The following is a 17,746-nucleotide window of genomic DNA, read 5'->3' as shown; positions in this document are numbered from 1 at the left end:
AAGCATTATGATGAATCGGCAGCGTGCTTTTTTACTGATGGCCATGCCTGCGGTAATTATATTTTTTATTTTTCATACCTATCCAGTCCTTCAGGGGATATTTTATAGTTTTACGAATTGGAGAGGGTATGGAGGATGGGATTTTGTTGGGTTAAGCAACTACTTGAACGTCTTTCAGGATGAACGTGCATTAAGCTCTTATTGGTTCACTTTTAAATTTGCGGTGATTTCTACCATTTTAGTGAATATTTTCAGTTTGGCTGTAGCACTTGGTTTAAATGCGAAAATCAAATTCCAAAAGACACTTCGTGCGGTTTACTTTTTACCGAATATATTAAGCATTCTGATCGTCGGGTTTATATTCAATTTCATTTTTACTCACTTCCTGCCAGAAATCATGGGGGCAATGGGACTAGACATATGGGCTAAAAATATACTAGGCGACCCGGATACAGCTTGGATTGGGATTGTTATTATGACGGTTTGGCAGGCGACAGCTTTCAATACCATTTTGTATCTAGCAGGTTTACAAACAATTCAGGAAGATGTGTATGAAGCGGCTGAAATAGACGGGGCAAATGCTTGGAAGAAGTTTTTGAAAATCACTTTCCCATTAATTGCGCCATTTTTCACAATCAATATGGTTTTAGCGATGAAAAACTTCCTGATGGCTTTTGATCAGATTATAGCCCTTACCAATGGCGGACCGGGACAGACTACCGAATCGATTTCCCTCTTAATCTATAAAGGTGGGTTCGAAGGCGGGGAATTTGCCTATCAATCCGCGAATGCCGTCATTTACTTTATCATCATTGTCATAATTTCAGCCTTTCAAATTCGTGTGCTTCAGAAGCGGGAGGTGGAGATGTAATGAGAAAAGGAAAGAAAAACTGGCCCCTCACGATACTCTTGATCTTAGGGACTTTACTTGTTTTGGTGCCACTTTATTTGACGATTACGATCGCCTTGAAAACGCCCGAGGAAATGTCCGAATCTCTTCTCTCCTTACCTAATGAATGGCGCTTTCAGAATTTCGCCGATGCCGTCGAGGTCACGAATTTCTTCAGTGCCCTGTTTAACAGTACATTGGTAACTGTATTCGTTGTGCTTTTCACCCTACTATCCAATTCACTTGTCGCTTATGCGATTGCACGTAATATGCACAAACGATTTTACAAATTCCTATTTTACTATTTTGTCAGTGCCATGTTTATACCATTTCCAATCATCATGCTTCCGATTGTCAAACAGACAGCAATCTGGAATCTCGATAATCCTATTGGATTGATTCTTTTGTATGTAGTCTATGGTCTTGCTTTTAATGTTTTCATCTACGTGGGATACATTAAATCGATTCCGAAAGAGCTGGAAGAGGCAGCGATAATGGACGGTGCAAGTACTTGGAAGGTATTTTGGAAGGTCATTTTCCCACTGCTGACCCCAATGAATGCTACAGTCGGGATTCTTACATGTCTGTGGGCATGGAACGATTTTATGCTCCCACTTGTCATTTTAAGCGATCCGGACTTTGCTACTCTACCGCTCGTTCAATATATTTTTCAGACGGAGTTTAGTACCAACTACAACTTGGCCTTTGCCTCTTACTTAATGGCGCTAGCGCCTATGATTTTAGTCTATGTCATTGCACAGAAATGGATTATTAGTGGAGTGATGAAAGGGTCCATCAAGTAAAGACATCCTCAATAGAAAGCCCGATACCTTTCATGAATTCTTGAGGCTTTAAAAAAAGAAAGATTCAATGGATTTGAGCTTCTGTAAAGGAGGGATGTCTATACTCTCAAACGTAAACATTTACTCTTATGCTATTGATGAATTGCAAACTTGTGCTTGTTACGCCCTATCTGACTATGAGGAGGAAGAAAATGATTAGAAAAATTATAACCATTTTTGTCATGATGAGTATCCTAATTTCTTTTTCACCCACTATGGTGTGGGCTGGTGGTTCATCTGCTTCTGTAAGTTCACCAAATGGGAAAGTTGATTTAACCTTCAATCTTAATGAAAACGGGGAGCCCCAATACCAGCTCTTTTATGAAAAGGTGCAATTGGTTGAGCCTTCTTCATTAGGCTTTCAATTTAAAGAACAAGATCCATTGAACAGTAACTTTGAGATTGTGGATACAGAGATGGAAACGTTTAATGAAAGCTGGGAGCCTGTGTGGGGAGAAAAGGCCACCATCAAGAACCACTACAATCAGTTAACCGTGTATCTCCAGGAAAAAGAGTCCCCACACAGAAAAATGAATCTCGTCTTCCGAGCTTATGACGATGGAATAGGCTTTCGCTATGTGCTGCCAAAACAAGAGAACTTAGATGAAAACCTGCAAATTACTTCGGAAGATACAGAATTTAAATTTTCTAGCAATAACACGTCCTGGTGGATCCCAAATGACTGGGACAGCTATGAATACAATTATAATCAAACCCCGTTAAGTGAGGTGGAGGAAGTTAGCACCCCATTTACAATGAAAACCCCAGAGGGTATTCACATGACGGTTCATGAAGCGGAACTCGTCGACTATTCAGAGATGGCTTTGCAGGCAGTAAAAGGGGAAAATAATACGTTCAAAAGTATTCTTGCTCCATGGCCGGACAGCAACGTAAAAGTGAAAAAGGACTCTCTTCCCGTTGAAACGCCGTGGCGGACAATTGAAGTCGGCGAAGATGCTGGGGATTTAGTAGAATCGGATATGATTTTGAACCTAAATGAACCTAGTAAAATCGACGATACCTCATGGATCGAACCGATGAAGTATGTGGGTGTTTGGTGGGAAATGATTAGTGGAAAATCAACCTGGGCATCCGGAGAAAAACATGGAGCAACCACAGAAAATGCCAAACGCTATATCGACTTTGCAAATCAATACTTAGACACAAAAAATCAAAATATCGGTCTGTTAGTGGAAGGATGGAATATCGGCTGGGATGGAAACTGGATGGAAAATGGAGATCAATTTAGTTTTACAGAGCCCTATCCTGACTATGATTTAGAAGAAGTTGTGAAGTATTCCCAGGATAACAACGTCTCTTATATTATGCATAACGAAACGTCTGGAGATATTATTAATTACGAAAACCAAATGGATAAAGCCTATGATTTATATCAACAGCTAGGAATTCATGCGATTAAGAGTGGGTACGTGGCTGACCATGGGATGTACAATCCAGAGGGCCAGAAACACCACGGTCAATATATGGTCAACCACTATAATCAAGCAGTCAAAAAAGCAGCAGAACACCAAATCATGATTAATACACACGAACCGATCAAATCGACTGGCCTTGAACGTACTTATCCGAACTGGATGAGCCGTGAGGGTGTCATGGGAATGGAATATGCTGCGTTTGGAGATCAAAATAACCCACCAGAACATGATACGATTTTGCCTTTTACACGAATGATGGCTGGCCCGATCGATTTCACTCCAGGTATATTTGATGTGGAAATTTCCCACGCAGATACCAGGGTCCATACGACTCGTGCTAAACAATTAGCTATGTATGTAACGATTTCTTCTGGTACTCAAATGGTTGCGGACTTACCGGAAAACTACAAAGATGAAGATGGCAAGATTTTACCAGAATTTAAGTTCATCAAAGATGTACCTGTCACGTGGGACGATATTATGGTCCCCAATGCTGAAATTGGTGATTATGCCACGATTGTCCGCCGCAGTGGCGAGGAATTTTATATCGGTAGTATTACGGATGAAAAGGCGAGAGACTTGGATGTCGACCTAGACTTTTTGGAAAAAGGCAAGAAATATGTAGCAGAGATTTATTCTGACGCCCATGATGCGGATTTGGAACAAAACCCTGAAGCTGTTTCCATTCAGAAAGTGATTGTTAGCCATAAAGATACACTAGTGGCTTCATTGGCGACAGGAGGCGGACAGGCTGTACGGATGTATCCTGCTTCTAAAGAGGAAAGGAAAGAGCTTCCTAAATATAAAAAACCTAAGTTGAAACTTTCCTATCAACATGTCCCAGAAGTTATCCAATCCAATGATGAATTCCAGGTAACGGTAGAAGCGGAGAATACTAGCGAAGTCGTGACGGGTAAGACGTTCCAATTGATGGTAGATGGTGAGCAAGTAGCTGAAGAAAAGATCAGAATTGCACCTCAAAGTACCAAAGAAGTGACTCTCTCTTACAATAAACTATTTGAACCAGGAAAATATAAAGTTCAAGTTGATGGACTGGGTGCCAAGCAAGTGAAGGTCAACGAAAAAGAACCAACCTTTGAATATAGCGACCTTTCTGTAAAAGCGGATGGGGAAAGGATTATGGCTGGAGCTACAGTGACGAATTATGGCACAACTTCAGGAACAACCACTGTTCCGTTTACTGTGAATGGTGAAGAAGTAAATACAAAAGATTTAGAAGTCCCCGCTCAAGCAGGCGGAGGTACTCAAAAAGTGACCTTCACCTATGATACAAATGGGAAAGCAGATGTTTATAATGTTTCCATAGGAAACTTAGTACCAGAACCTATAGCCATGCCATTAATAAATCTTGCGGGAAGCTGGCTTTTCCAAAAAGGAGATAATGAAACTTGGAAGTCCCCTGAGTTCGATGACAGCAGTTGGCAAGAGGTTACCCTTCCAAGCAGTTGGGAAGATCATTCCAATTATCTCGAAGACGACACTTATGGATGGTATCGAAAATCGCTCCATATTCCAGAAGAATGGAAAGGTTATTCGCTAAAAGTGAAACTTGGAAAAATAGATGATGTTGATCAAACGTTTGTGAATGGTCAAATGATCGGTGAATCTGGCACTTTCCCGACGGGTGAAGGAGAGCAAGGAATGATCTCAGCGTGGGATTGGGAACGTGAATATACGATCCCTGCGGACATGATTCGCTACGGAGAAGAAAATGTTCTAAGTATTCGCGTATTTGATGCCAAGAGCGGGGGGGGATTATACGATGGTCCTCTGACTCCTATTGAACTTATCAAGGAAGATGAAGATAATGATGAATAACTACCTAAAAACATACAGCTAGAGAGATAAACATTGAATAGGAGCATGATCGTATTTGTGGTGAGAATATTTCGCATATCTATGAATCTATAGTACCTAATGTAGTATCACCGGTTATTCCTTGATTTGATGGAACTATTAATCGAATTTATCGTTTTGGGGAATGTTACTTAAAATATAAAAAGAGGTTTTCCATATGTTCTCTGAACTACTGGAGAACCTCTTTTTTTTACTTTGTAAACGTTTTAATAGGCTATTGAGGCTATTTTTAAATAGTGCAACTCTTTTAGCATGAAATTAATATGATATTTGCGTGTACTCCGAATGAGAGAATAGAACTTCAAAGAAGCGAATTGGTCTGATCTTTGTTCTTTTTCGCTGTAAAATCCCTAAAATCCATGTTCATAACAAGAGACAAGAGTTCATTCTATTCAAGTTTGTCAATTAAGTCTGTGAATGAATCACAAACATAGCTAATGGAACTTTCCTTATCCTCATAAGCAATCTCATGATCCCAAAAACAATTATGGGTTGTTGAGAAGACATGTTCTAATTTCTCTTCTACCTCTTTGATCTGAATGTTTATAGCCTCTTGAAAGGTGTTTCGTTTTCTCCATTTAATACTTTGCATTGTTTAACCTCCTATTTCTCATCTTTCCCCCAAATTTTATATCCGCCAGTGTGACCAGTTTTAGCATGAATAACTTCGGTCAACTAGCTCCATTTTTCCAGGAGTTTGATGGTGGTGCCATGTGTATTTTTCTAGTGTTATTCCATTCTGAAGATCAAGTAAATCAATTTCGGTCAAATCAAGATTCTTAATCAATGATGGATCTTCTCCAATAAGCTTATATATGCTGGTCTCTACTTTTTTAAAAGTCAGCATTATCAAGCGTGAGTGTATGCTTTGATTCGAATATTGGAAATCCATCTTTATCATAGGGAACTTTTGTTACTGGGTGGACATCATTTTTTAAGTGACCTATTCTTAAGTTAATAGTCGTTGTTTTACCCGCACTGTTTTCGTACGAGTATGGTGCAGCTTTAACAAATTGATCATGTTTGGATTGTATTGTTTTTTTAAAATAGGTGTATTTTTTACATTATAAGTAGCCATCCAATTTTCAACCGTCATAATAAAGATGTGTACCCCGTTATGGCGTTTATTTTTGGCAGAAATAAAGTCCTTATTATAATAACCCTCGCCAAGTCTTCGTTTTACTTTATCCTGAGTTTCAATGTGTTTTTGTAGAGCAGCAGGGGATGAATCAATTCAACCCAACCCGTTGCTTTTCTTATCTTTAATCAAAGGTTCTAATATACGTAGCTTTGTCCTAAATGTAGGATATTGTTTTAAGAAGTAAATTAAAGATAATTCACTAAAAATTAATTTAGTCCCTTTCTTTCATTATTGTAATGAGTTTCTCCATTTTCCGTTTGGGAATATGCTACAATTATAGTCATGATAAATTGTGTAAGCTATTGATGATAAAAAATGAATAAAACTGATTTGAGAGAGCAGGCTGGCATTACATTTAACATCATCTTTCAGCTTAAAAAGTGCATGACGTATATCAAGCGCCTATTTTCTGCTGTTTTCTTATGAATGGAGTGTAAGTTATGACTAGAGGAAAAAGCATTAATCTATTTTTAATTGATGGCAAAGCAAATGCGAGGATAAAATGTACACTAACTAATTGGACTGGTTTGGCTTATAGGATACCAAGAACTGAAATTGAAAAGTGTCGCGATAGAGAAGATCTGTCTCAGACCGGAGTGTATTTTCTTTTCGGAACATCGGAAGATAACGGTAGGGCCATTGTATATGTGGGTCAAGCCGGTGTCCGGAAAAATGGAGAAGGTGTGCTTAATCGTCTAATTGAGCATAAACGCAGTCCAGAGAAAGATTATTGGACGGAAGCAGTAGTATTTACCACCTCTAATAATTCATTTGGACCAACTGAGATCAGCTATCTTGAAAGTCGATTCTGCAACATGGCAAAAGTTGCTGAGCGTTATGAAGTGAAGAATGGTAATGAGCCAATGGTAGGTAATATTACTGAAGAGAAGCAGAGCGAGCTGGAAGAGTTTATTGAATACGCTCAAATTGTTATGGGAGCACTTGGTCATAAAGTTTTCGAGAAGTTAAGTCAAACAAGCTCATCAGATGAAGAACAAGTTCGTACAGGAGAAAGTCTAAACAGTATTTTTTATCTGAGTAGAAAGAGTCGTAAAAGCGGAAAAACAATTGAAGCCACCTGTGAACTAACAAATGAAGGGTTTGTTGTTCTGAAAGGAAGTATGATTGAAACGATTGATTCAGAGAGCATTCCAAGCGGTGTAAAGCAGAAGAGAGAACAAGTTCAGATCGACCAGAACGGGATTCTGCAGGAGAATGTTCTTTTTAAAAGTCCATCTTACGCAGCTGCGTTTGTCGTAGGGGGGCATGCTAATGGGTTAACGGAGTGGAAAAATGAGAATGGAGTTCGGTTTGGGGAGATTGAGAATGAGTAATTCAACCTTCTAGAGAAAGGCCTTATCAGTTACTCAACTGATAAGGCTTTATTTATAAATAGAGAAGATGTGAGAGCGTTTGTCTAAGATTGACTATACTTTCCTAACTAAAATATAATTTCATCTTTTCCTTCAAGTACTTTTCCTAGATCTTCCACACCCCCACGAATCCCAATCGCAGGCTCCCACGAATCAATCAAACGAATCGCCTTTTGATTTGATGCCATCGCTTTCTTTTTCTCTCCTTTACGATATAACAGATGCGCCATTCCATAGTGATAGTAGATCAGTTCAACTTGATTCGCGTTATGTTTATCATAAAGCATTTGCTCAAAGGCTTCTTCCGCTTTCTCAAACCGACCACATTTCACATAAGCCACACCCAAATTAAAATAGGCTTCTATCGTTTTTTCGCCGCCATACGTGGAGCTGATTTCATTTGCCGCTTCGTATAATTGAATGGCTTCTTCATTATGACCTTTCGCAAAGCTTAAGTCACCACGAACGAGTAGAACCCTGTGTTGAATTGTAGGGGAAATCGGTTGATCTTTGATTTCATTTAAGATGGTTTCTGCTTTTTCCTGTTCCCCGGCTTTTAAAAACAGCCTTGCTTGCAGTGCGAGTCCCCATACCTTTAGATCGTGAACGTCTTGCTCTTCAGTGTCTGATTGTTCCAGCGTTATCAGGCCGGCTTCAATTTGCTGAAGTGCCCCGTCTAAATCATTGACTTCCATCAGTGCCCAGCCTGCTGTGTCGATTCGGAAGTACGCTTCTCGTGTGTGTTGGCCTAATTGATGGGCAGCATCGGCGGCTTTACGGCCGTATTCGATTCGCAGGGGCAGGTTGATTCTGCTTAGGAAATGGCTGATGCGGGTGATGAGTTCGATTAGAATTTCTTTTTGATCGGTTTCGCTTGACCATTTGATCACCTTTAGGATGTTTGGCCATTCTTTTTTGATTTGGTTCAAATCACGTCCCAGGAGATAGCTCCAATAGATAGAGTTTGGCTGTTCCCGCTTTAAGTGGGATTCTGCATAATGTATATAATAGTGCGCCCAGCGGCTGCGGGCTTCTGTTTCATATTTCTGATTTTCGGATAAGTGCTGTTCTCCGTAGGCGACAACGGTTTGGTGGGCTAAGTACTGTGTACTTCCTTTGCTTCGTTCAGGCTGAATCAGAGCAAAAGACCGCATTTGTTCAACTGCGTAATGAAAACAGCGAGCGTCTAATCCGGCTGCTGTCGCCAGGCTTTTTTCATCTGGAGGCTTGCTGAAAAAGCAAAGCGTCTGCCATAGCTTTCGTGTATCTTCGTTGCATCTGTCCCAGGTGCGGCCAAAGAGGAACTCAAACAATTCCAGCAGTGTGTAGCCTGCTTTTCCAAGCTCATGGATCAGCTGCTGAGCGGGAATGTCATCGTCTGACATATAGGCGATGCTCAGTGCCATGGCTTTCGGGTTTCCAGCCGTTGCTGAAATGAATTCGAACTTCAGGTCAGACGATAGCTGTAACAACTGCTCCAGCTTTTCCCGTTTATGTGGGAGGTTGCATGTTTGTAAGCAGCGGTGCACTTCTTGCTGAAAAAATTCAAGGGCATCTGTTTGATCAAGGCCGCTCAGCTGGATGGCGGTCATTTCTCCGAGGCTTTCTCGATAGGTTTGCTTTACGTTTTCCCGCGCTGTGAGAAGAACTTTTACGCCTTGCGGAAGGCTGATGATAAATTCGTGAATGTCACGGTCTGCCGTATCAATGCTGTCAACGATCAGCAGTACCGGTTTTTCTCTTGTATAATTGGCTAACGCATTGCGGACGACAAACCGTTTTTCACTGATCGATTTATCGATTTGTTCTGTGCGCCCGAGCTGATAGGCGATCGTATTTAAAAAATCGCTAAAGCTCAATCCTTTCCAATCAGCGCTGACCCAGATGATGCTGTTGAATGCGGGCCAATCTGAAGTATCGTCGACACAGGAATAGGCGGCTTCAAGAGCGATTGTGGTTTTACCCATACCGGCCCAGCCAGTGATTAAACAAACTGGTGACGGAGAAAGCATCCATTGCCGTATCGCTTCCATATCAAAGCTGCGTCCGATAAAGTGTCCTGACCAGCGTGAGGGTAAATTATGCGTGATAGGCTGTTCTGTAAGCGCATTCGTTTTTTGAACGGGTATATCATAAAACAGCCGTTTTACTACATTTTCAATTTCATCTTCACTCGGAGCTCCGAATGACCCGTCTTTTCGCAGTGTTTTCGCTTTTTTTAAACAAGACGCTGCCCATACAGGCAACGGGGGTTTGATCACTGGGATGGTGGTGGTTTCCAGCAGGTCGGTCAACCACTCGATATCCAAGTCGGTCTTTTCGAGAATGATCCAGATCATTCCGAACAGTTTTCCGTCGTCAATTCTTCCGGGAATGTAGTTTACCCCCATCTGTCCGATCCAGCTTTTGATCGTGTTTGGGGAGACTCCCAGCTGGAGTGCGATTTTATCTATGTAAGACTGTCCTGTTTTTTCGTTCTTTTTCCTTCTTACTTTATAATCAGGATGAAGTTTTAGCGTTTTGACGCCAGGTGCCAGCAGTTGTGCAAATTGTTTTCGGTTTTCAAGTTCAGCCATAAGCCTGCACCTCCTATTAGTACTATTTTATCAATTCAGCTTTTTTTGTATATGAAAAAATAAAAGTACAGTGCCGCTGTCCTTTTATACAGCAGAAAAGGCTGTTGAACGTCTTGAAAAGCAGATAAAATGGGGGCAGTAACAGAGAAAACAAAAATGTATGCACTTACATTTTATTTTCTGAAGAAAGGAATTTGCCAAATGACTCACACAGTACCTCAGAACATGAAAGCGGCTGTTATGCACAACACAAGAGAAATCAAAATCGAAACAGTACCTGTGCCTGACATCAATCATGATGAAGTGTTGATTAAGGTGATGGCTGTCGGAATTTGCGGATCAGATCTGCATTACTATACAAATGGCCGAATAGGCAACTATGTAGTGGAAAAACCATTTATTCTAGGCCATGAATGCGCGGGTGAAATTGCCGCTGTCGGATCATCTGTCGATCAATTCAAGGTGGGAGACCGCGTCGCTGTAGAGCCGGGTGTTACGTGCGGACGCTGTGAGGCGTGCAAAGAAGGGCGCTATAATCTTTGCCCGGATGTACAGTTTTTGGCTACACCGCCGGTAGACGGCGCGTTTGTCCAATATATTAAAATGCGTCAGGACTTCGTTTTTTTGATCCCAGACTCACTTTCCTATGAAGATGCGGCTTTGATTGAACCGTTTTCTGTTGGCATTCATGCAGCGGCGAGAACGAAGCTTCAGCCTGGATCAACAATTGCGATTATGGGAATGGGCCCTGTGGGGTTAATGGCTGTTGCGGCAGCTAAAGCGTTTGGGGCAGGCACAATTATTGTGACCGATTTAGAGCCGCTGAGGTTAGAGGCTGCGAAAAAAATGGGAGCGACTCATGTCATTAATATCCGTGAACAGGACGCGCTTGAAGAGATTAAAACGATCACGAATGATAGAGGCGTAGATGTTGCTTGGGAAACAGCGGGAAATCCAAAGGCATTGCAATCCGCACTGGCTTCTGTGCGCCGGGGCGGAAAACTGGCGATTGTCGGTTTGCCTTCACAGAACGAGATTCCGCTTAATGTGCCGTTTATTGCAGACAATGAGATTGATATTTACGGGATCTTTCGTTATGCCAATACGTATCCAAAGGGAATCGAATTTCTCGATTCAGGCATTGTAGACACGAAGCATCTTGTAACGGACCAATATTCGCTGGAGCAGACGCATGAGGCGATGGAGCGGGCGCTTCAATTTAAGAATGAATGTTTAAAAGTAATGGTGTATCCAAATCGCTGAGGAACAGGGAGGATCTTTGTATTCTCCCTCTTGTTTACTGGAAATGAAAACGGATTCTTGGGGTGGAAAATGATGATTGAAACAGAAAAAGTAACGGCAATGCAGGCGAAGCATCACGGTCTGTCCTGGTTTGAACGAATCGGATATGGTTTCGGTGATATGTCGTATAATATTATCTTTCAGTTTGTAAACGCATACCTATTATTCTTCTATACAGATGTCGGCAGCATTCAGCCTGCGGTGATCGCAACTTTGTTTCTTGTTGTGAGGGTGCTGGATGCTATTTTTGACCCGATCATGGGATTGATTTTAGACAAAACGAACACACGGTGGGGAAAGGCAAGGCCATATCTTTTATGGGTGGCATTTCCTTTTGCTTTATTTACGTTCTTATGTTTCACGACGCCTCATTTCGGTGAGACGGGGAATATGGTATATGCGTACATCACCTATATTCTGCTTGGGATGTCCTTTAGTATGCAAACGATCCCGGTGAACAGCTTAACGGGGCGGATGACGAATTCTGTGGAGGAACGAACGGTTCTGACCACAACCCGGATGATTTTGGTCTATATCGGAATTCTATTATCCATTTCCTGTGCGACACCGCTTGCAACTGCTATCGGAGGAGAGAATCAGGCGTTTGGATTTCAGATGACAGCGCTCATTTATGCGGCGGTCAGCATTGCTTTGAATCTATTTAGTTTCTTTACTGTGCGGGAGCGGATTCAGCCTAAAAAAAGAAAAAAACAAGGAATCAAAAAGACGTTATCCGTTTTGTTTCGAAACAAACCTTTGCTTGTGTTAATTTCATCATTTTTGGCTTTTGCGATCGGATTTAATATTAAGCTCAGTACGATGGTATACTATTTTACGTATAACGTAAACCATAAAGAATTCGTGTTTTTGGGAACCGTTTTATTTTTCGGGGCAGCTCTGATCAGCAATCTGTTTATTCCTTTCTTTTCTGAGAAGTGGGGCAGAAAACATGTCATGATCATCACGGCAGCTCTATCGCTTATTTCTTATGCCGGCCTGCATTTTACACCGTATTCTTCGATTACACTCATATTCATTTGGCTTTTCGCTTCGGGATTTTTCACAACGCCTTTAAATACGCTTGCTTGGGGAATGGTTGCTGATTGTGTCGATTATGCAGAATGGAAAACCGGAGTTCGCGCTGATGGTGTGGTCATTTCCAGTATGAGCTTTATTAATAAGCTTGGTGTTGCGTTAGCCGGGTCATTTTCAGCCATTTATCTAGGCATCGCCGGGTATGTCGCGAATGCAGATCAGACGGCATCGTCATTGAATGCGATTAAAAATATGAATGCCTTAATCCCAGGATTATTCATTTTGATTTCTATTATTCTCATCACCTTCTATCCTTTAACTGAAAAAAGATATAAGTACATCATCTCTGAGCTGGAGCAGAGGTCTGCAAGATAAATATATATAAAATTTTTAATATTCAATGTAAACGGTTGTATTTATAGCAGAAAGTAATATACTGAAACTGTAATCTATCATATATAAATGAGTGTGATCATATGCGTAGTCAATCAGTTGTTTGTATTGGAGAATTGTTGATCGATTTCTTTTGTACCGATGTTGATGTTGATTTAATGGAAGGACGAAATTTCTTAAAAAGTGCCGGCGGGGCACCGGCGAATGTGTCAGCGGCCATAGCCAAGCTGGGCGGAGACGCCGCTTTCAGTGGAAAAGTAGGCAAGGATCCGTTTGGGTATTTTCTGAAGCAAACATTAGATGCTGTACACGTTGATACCTCTATGCTGGTCATGGATGAGAAAGCGCCTACAACGCTTGCTTTTGTTTCATTAAAAAAAAATGGGGAGCGCGATTTTGTTTTTAATAGAGGCGCGGACGCTTTGTTTACGCTGGAGGATATTGACCAGGATAAATTAAACGAAGCGAAAATCCTTCATTTCGGCTCAGCGACGGCCTTGTTATCAGATCCGTTTTGCTCAGCCTATTTACAGCTGATGTCGATTGCGAAAGAAAATGGACAGTTTATTTCGTTCGACCCTAACTATCGTGAGGATTTATGGAAGGGGAGGGTTTCGGAGTTTGTAAGTGTCGCAAAAAGAGCGATTGCTGTAAGTGATGTTGTGAAAGTCAGTGACGAGGAGCTGGAGATCATCAGCGGTGCGAAGGATCATGAAAAGGGTGTTGCGATCCTTCATGAGATTGGAGCCAAAATTGTTGCTGTGACACTTGGGAAAAGCGGGACTCTTCTTTCGAATGGAAAAGATCATGAAATCATTCCGAGCATTCCGGTTACATCAATTGACTCAACAGGAGCTGGAGATGCTTTTGTCGGCGCGGCTTTATATCAATTGGCAAACACGGGTCACATTCAATCTGTAGATGCTGATTTTGCGAAGCTGCGTGAGATTGTGTCATTTGCCAATAAGGTGGGAGCTCTTGTGTGCACGAAAATTGGAGCGATTGATGCACTGCCAAGCATGGATGAGATTGAAGTTTCTTTGTAAATCATTGAGGATGCTTCTTGAAAGTCTTTGGGCTTTTGGGAGGCATCTTATTTATATTTTTGTACTTAATTCAGGTGAAAAGTTAGTTGTTTTTCCTTGAAGTGTAATTTTTTATTAAGAATTCCATTTTTAATGATTCATTAAATTTGGGTGGACATGACATCATGAGGATAATTGTGAGATTCAAAGATATTATGTCAGCGAATATCAATGCTTTATTGGACAAAGCTTAAAATCCAGAGAAAATGGTATATCATTTAAGAAACATGACTAGCGATTTGGCTAAGGTTAAGACAGAAACAGCGGCATGCGCGCCGAGGTGCTTTTTGTCAATACGTTAGATATGCAATTAATCGGCGACGGAATGACAATGACTGGTTTTCAAATCATGAGCTTTAATTATCCTCAAGAAGTTCAGGATATGATTACGAAGAACGCTTCCTACGGTATGGTTGGGGATGTAAACAGATACCAGCAAATATCAATGGCGGATGGAATGGCATCCGGAAAGATGAGCGGAGGCGGAGCGGCTTCTGATATGGCTGGAATGATGATGGGAATGAATATGGCCGATCAAATGATGAATCAAATGAATCAGAATCATCAGGCGCAGTCATCTGGCTCACAGCCATCAGGCAACGGAGGCAAACCTAATTTTTGTCCGAACTGCGGAACAAAAACCGGTGAAGCTAATTTCTGCCCGAATTGCGGCCAGAAGCTTGTGTGAGAATGATACAGTGACAAGTCCGGAGTGATGAGACACTCCGGACTTTTTTATTCAGTAGAATCCTGAACAGGCCATTTTCGGGCACCCGCTTGGACAATGCCCAGCAGCAATTGACGACGTTCCTGTAAAGAATTGATGGCCGTTTGAAATGTTTGCTTGGATAAAGTTGGTATGCCTGATTGTTGAAGCTTTGTGATATCTGGTTCCGCCGGTACTTGTTCAGCCGAATGGATATAGGCGGTATGAACGGTATTCAAGTAGTTTTTGATACTTGAGCGCGTTTCTTTGATGTGAAGCTGATTCGGCTGATATTGTTCAGGAATGCCGTATTTCAAAATGGTTAATGCTTCATCCAATACAGTGACGGCTATAATCGATGATTCCTGACGCTGCGTGCTGTGGTAAAAATGAAGGATAGGGAAGGCGTAATGCTGAGCAGTCAGCTTTCCCAAGTCTGATGAAATCGTGACAAGAAGAAAATCAATGTCGTGAAAGTCTTTGCCATTCCATGCATTCTTGACAATTTCTGTTCCGTCGCGCCCCATACTTAATACACTTTGGGCAAATGAACGCTTTTGATTAACCGCACTCAATACGGAAATCAAATAGGTGACAGAAAATGTGATGGTAAGCAGGCCATGAGCGGTTTCTATGACCGTGACCAGCTTCCATAGGTGTCCGTTCGGTGCGAGGTCGCCATTCCCTAATGTAAACATGACATAGCCGGCAAAATAAATTCGATCTGACCAGGATGCCGGGTCATTCGATTGAGTTTCCACGAGTGAATGGGGGTTGCTTGAAAAAATCAAAAACCACCCGCCCCAAAATAAAATGATCCATATCACTAACGTCAGGCATAACAGCAGGGGACCTGCCGTGCTGAGAACCTTTGCGTGGTCTCCGCTGATTTTGCGGAAGCCTTTCCACAGCCATGCTGACAAACATCTTGTGATCGGGCCTGCGCCGCTCTCTAACCATAATGTGGTCCATAAAAAATCGATCATGCCTGCTGTTAACAATAAAAGGCCTGCAATGACATAAACCTCATTCAATTTTGTTGCCTCCCTTAGCCAGCCATCTTTTCTTTTTTATTTCCTCTTACCTTTAGTCTGAAACAATTGTTCAAATGTTTGATAAGAAAGTCATTGTATAGAAGAAAAACAGGAGGAGTTACCCAACAGTTACCCATCTTGTCGTTGATAGCAGATAAACAGAAACTCACAGAGATTTTGACTAGATTTACTTATTTTCACAAAGAAAAAAGTTCATTTTCCCCTTGAATTGATGATTTTTCTTTGATTAGATAAAAAAATTTTCAGAAATTTATATTGACTGTGAGTGTTTTTATAATTATGATAATATCAGAAGTAACAAAGATGTCACTATTATATTACTAAAATAGAACTATCAAGTGACTATAAAGTAACAAGTTGTCGAGTATATGTGCAAAGAAATGCTCACTGTTCTTTTAGATGAAAATGAAATCGCTTCCAAAAGAACTGAGAGGCTAAGCAGAAGGGAAGGGTATGAGGCCATTGGATAAACATGAAGAATTTTTTCTGAAGCCTGCTCACCAGATGTAAGAAAAGCAGCAACCCTAGAATAAGTTTTTGAAATACGCAGTAATCGATTTTGAAAAAGACTGGGGGAAACAGTATGAATAAACAAGGTAATCAAATGTCATTTTTACGTACAGTTATTATAGTCTCGACTTTCGGCGGTCTCCTCTTCGGTTATGATACGGGAGTGCTTAATGGAGCTTTGCCGTATATGGGAGAGCCGGACCAGCTTAACCTCAATGCCTTCACAGAGGGGCTTGTCACCAGTTCACTTCTTTTTGGAGCCGCACTGGGTGCCGTGTTTGGCGGCAGGATGTCTGATTTTAACGGCCGCCGCAAAAATATTTTGTTCCTCGCTGTTATATTTTTCATTTCAACGCTCGGGTGTACGTTTGCTCCAAATGTAACGATCATGATTATCTCCCGTTTTGTGCTCGGAATTGCGGTCGGGGGCGCATCAGTTACGGTTCCTGCCTATTTAGCGGAGATGTCTCCTATGGAAAGCAGGGGGCGGATGGTGACGCAGAATGAACTGATGATTGTATCAGGACAGCTTTTGGCCTTTATTTTTAATGCGATCCTCGGAACAACAATGGGAGACAGCTCCAATGTGTGGAGATTTATGCTCGTCATTGCGTCGCTCCCTGCGGTATTCTTGTTTTTCGGTATGCTTAGAATGCCTGAGAGTCCTCGCTGGCTCGTCTCTAAAGGGAGAAAAGAAGATGCATTGCGGGTTTTGAAAAAAATTAGGGATAAAAAGCAGGCTGCGTCTGAGCTGGAAGAAATTGAATTCGCTTTCAAAAAAGAAGATAAGCTTGAAAAAGCGACGTTTAAAGATCTTGCGGTACCGTGGGTGCGCCGGATTGTGTTCATTGGAATCGGGATTGCGATTGTACAGCAAATTACAGGTGTAAACTCAATTATGTATTATGGTACTGAAATTTTAAGAGATGCCGGTTTTCAAACGAAAGCCGCATTAATCGGAAATATCGCGAATGGCGTGATTTCGGTATTGGCAACATTCGTCGGTATCTGGCTGCTAGGGAAAGTTGGCCGCCGGCCGATGCTGATGACAGGTTTGATCGGTACGACAACGGCATTGTTGCTGATCGGGATATTCTCACTTGTACTCGAAGGATCACCGGCTCTTCCATATGTGGTTCTGTCGTTAACAGTGACATTCCTTGCATTTCAGCAGGGTGCGATCTCGCCAGTGACGTGGCTGATGCTTTCTGAGATTTTCCCGCTCCGCCTTCGCGGTTTGGGAATGGGCGTCACGGTATTCTGTCTGTGGATGGTGAATTTTGCAGTCAGTTTCACTTTTCCGATATTGCTGGCCGCGATTGGGCTGTCCACAACGTTCTTTATCTTCGTTGTACTAGGAATTTGCTCTGTATTTTTTGTGAAGACATTTTTACCGGAAACGAAAGGGCTTTCGCTTGAGCAGCTGGAGGATCATTTCCGCGCTTATGTTCGCGGCGAGGCGAAGAAAGATTCCAGCTCTGAAGTGGTTGGATAAGGAATATAAAAAGAATCCGCATCTGTGTGC

General features: G+C 41.7%; 12 protein-coding genes and 2 pseudogenes. 10 read left to right on the top strand and 4 right to left on the bottom strand.

All coding sequences use genetic code 11. The features are described from left to right. Nucleotides 1–7 precede the first annotated feature (7 nt). From V6D41_RS15580 to V6D41_RS15570, 3 genes are all read left to right on the top strand, one after another. Nucleotides 8–871 carry a carbohydrate ABC transporter permease gene (locus tag V6D41_RS15580; RefSeq protein WP_333518820.1) on the top strand — a complete coding sequence of 288 codons (864 nt, stop codon included), beginning with the start codon at nucleotides 8–10 and terminating at the stop codon, nucleotides 869–871. Continuing rightward, complete coding sequence (locus tag V6D41_RS15575; protein WP_333518819.1) at nucleotides 871–1,692, top strand: carbohydrate ABC transporter permease; 822 nt, start codon at nucleotides 871–873, stop codon at nucleotides 1,690–1,692. The genes V6D41_RS15580 and V6D41_RS15575 overlap by 1 nt, the downstream gene beginning before the upstream one ends. 191 nt (nucleotides 1,693–1,883) lie before the next feature. Further along, nucleotides 1,884–5,006: a glycoside hydrolase family 97 catalytic domain-containing protein gene (locus tag V6D41_RS15570; protein ID WP_333518818.1), complete on the top strand. Its 3,123-nt coding sequence runs from the start codon at nucleotides 1,884–1,886 to the stop codon at nucleotides 5,004–5,006. Nucleotides 5,007–5,433: 427 nt separating this feature from the next. Here the strand turns inward: V6D41_RS15570 and V6D41_RS15565 are convergent, their stop codons facing one another. Together V6D41_RS15565 and V6D41_RS15560 are read right to left on the bottom strand one after the other, a co-directional pair. Then, nucleotides 5,434–5,637, bottom strand: coding sequence for a hypothetical protein (locus V6D41_RS15565; RefSeq protein ID WP_333518817.1), 204 nt, complete (start codon nucleotides 5,635–5,637; stop codon nucleotides 5,434–5,436). Nucleotides 5,638–5,697: 60 nt separating this feature from the next. Continuing rightward, on the bottom strand, nucleotides 5,698–5,892 hold the full coding sequence (locus V6D41_RS15560; protein ID WP_333518838.1) for an HNH endonuclease: 195 nt from the start codon (nucleotides 5,890–5,892) through the stop codon (nucleotides 5,698–5,700). Nucleotides 5,893–6,626: 734 nt separating this feature from the next. On the opposite strand from V6D41_RS15560, the gene V6D41_RS15555 reads away from it, so the two are divergent. Continuing rightward, on the top strand, nucleotides 6,627–7,520 hold the full coding sequence (locus V6D41_RS15555) for a GIY-YIG nuclease family protein (RefSeq protein ID WP_333518816.1): 894 nt from the start codon (nucleotides 6,627–6,629) through the stop codon (nucleotides 7,518–7,520). 107 nt (nucleotides 7,521–7,627) lie between these two features. Here V6D41_RS15555 and V6D41_RS15550 read toward each other — a convergent pair whose 3' ends face one another. Continuing rightward, nucleotides 7,628–10,135: an NB-ARC domain-containing protein gene (locus V6D41_RS15550; protein ID WP_333518815.1), complete on the bottom strand. Its 2,508-nt coding sequence runs from the start codon at nucleotides 10,133–10,135 to the stop codon at nucleotides 7,628–7,630. Between the two features lie 201 nt (nucleotides 10,136–10,336). Here V6D41_RS15550 and gutB point away from each other — a divergent pair, with 201 nt between their 5' ends. The 5 genes and pseudogenes from gutB to V6D41_RS15525 all read left to right on the top strand — a co-directional run. Further along, complete coding sequence (gutB, locus tag V6D41_RS15545; RefSeq protein WP_333518814.1) at nucleotides 10,337–11,398, top strand: sorbitol dehydrogenase; 1,062 nt, start codon at nucleotides 10,337–10,339, stop codon at nucleotides 11,396–11,398. Between the two features lie 72 nt (nucleotides 11,399–11,470). After that, nucleotides 11,471–12,847, top strand: a complete 1,377-nt coding sequence (locus tag V6D41_RS15540; RefSeq protein ID WP_333518813.1) for an MFS transporter — start codon at nucleotides 11,471–11,473, stop codon at nucleotides 12,845–12,847. A 101-nt stretch (nucleotides 12,848–12,948) separates the two neighbouring features. After that, nucleotides 12,949–13,911, top strand: a complete 963-nt coding sequence (locus tag V6D41_RS15535) for a carbohydrate kinase family protein (RefSeq protein WP_333518812.1) — start codon at nucleotides 12,949–12,951, stop codon at nucleotides 13,909–13,911. A 164-nt stretch (nucleotides 13,912–14,075) separates the two neighbouring features. Continuing rightward, nucleotides 14,076–14,219, top strand: a pseudogene (locus V6D41_RS15530) (PspA/IM30 family protein); the annotation flags it as partial. Nucleotides 14,220–14,248: 29 nt separating this feature from the next. Further along, nucleotides 14,249–14,638, top strand: a pseudogene (locus tag V6D41_RS15525) (zinc ribbon domain-containing protein); the annotation flags it as partial. A 47-nt stretch (nucleotides 14,639–14,685) separates the two neighbouring features. Here the strand turns inward: V6D41_RS15525 and V6D41_RS15520 are convergent. Beyond that, nucleotides 14,686–15,690 carry a potassium channel family protein gene (locus tag V6D41_RS15520; protein WP_333518811.1) on the bottom strand — a complete coding sequence of 335 codons (1,005 nt, stop codon included), beginning with the start codon at nucleotides 15,688–15,690 and terminating at the stop codon, nucleotides 14,686–14,688. 604 nt (nucleotides 15,691–16,294) lie between these two features. Between V6D41_RS15520 and V6D41_RS15515 the strand changes: the two genes are divergently transcribed. Further along, complete coding sequence (locus V6D41_RS15515) at nucleotides 16,295–17,716, top strand: sugar porter family MFS transporter (protein ID WP_333518810.1); 1,422 nt, start codon at nucleotides 16,295–16,297, stop codon at nucleotides 17,714–17,716. The last annotated feature ends 30 nt before the right edge of the window (nucleotides 17,717–17,746 follow it).

It is taken from the genome of Bacillus sp. 0102A, from assembly GCF_036765155.1.
GTDB classification, from domain to species: Bacteria; Bacillota; Bacilli; order Bacillales; family Bacillaceae; genus Bacillus; species Bacillus subtilis_G.
The sequence above is the reverse complement of the archived record's forward strand: the minus strand, read 5'-3'. Positions and strand labels throughout refer to the sequence as shown.

What these genes read in the sequence shown, in the direction of transcription:
- V6D41_RS15580 (WP_333518820.1), top strand. Translation starts at nt 8, where the DNA reads ATGATGAATCGGCAGCGTGCTTTTTTACTGATGGCCATGCCTGCGGTA.
- V6D41_RS15575 (WP_333518819.1), top strand. Translation starts at nt 871, where the DNA reads ATGAGAAAAGGAAAGAAAAACTGGCCCCTCACGATACTCTTGATCTTA.
- V6D41_RS15570 (WP_333518818.1), top strand. Translation starts at nt 1,884, where the DNA reads ATGATTAGAAAAATTATAACCATTTTTGTCATGATGAGTATCCTAATT.
- V6D41_RS15565 (WP_333518817.1), bottom strand. Translation starts at nt 5,637, where the DNA reads ATGCAAAGTATTAAATGGAGAAAACGAAACACCTTTCAAGAGGCTATA.
- V6D41_RS15560 (WP_333518838.1), bottom strand. Translation starts at nt 5,892, where the DNA reads ATGCTGACTTTTAAAAAAGTAGAGACCAGCATATATAAGCTTATTGGA.
- V6D41_RS15555 (WP_333518816.1), top strand. Translation starts at nt 6,627, where the DNA reads ATGACTAGAGGAAAAAGCATTAATCTATTTTTAATTGATGGCAAAGCA.
- V6D41_RS15550 (WP_333518815.1), bottom strand. Translation starts at nt 10,135, where the DNA reads ATGGCTGAACTTGAAAACCGAAAACAATTTGCACAACTGCTGGCACCT.
- gutB (WP_333518814.1), top strand. Translation starts at nt 10,337, where the DNA reads ATGACTCACACAGTACCTCAGAACATGAAAGCGGCTGTTATGCACAAC.
- V6D41_RS15540 (WP_333518813.1), top strand. Translation starts at nt 11,471, where the DNA reads ATGATTGAAACAGAAAAAGTAACGGCAATGCAGGCGAAGCATCACGGT.
- V6D41_RS15535 (WP_333518812.1), top strand. Translation starts at nt 12,949, where the DNA reads ATGCGTAGTCAATCAGTTGTTTGTATTGGAGAATTGTTGATCGATTTC.
- V6D41_RS15515 (WP_333518810.1), top strand. Translation starts at nt 16,295, where the DNA reads ATGAATAAACAAGGTAATCAAATGTCATTTTTACGTACAGTTATTATA.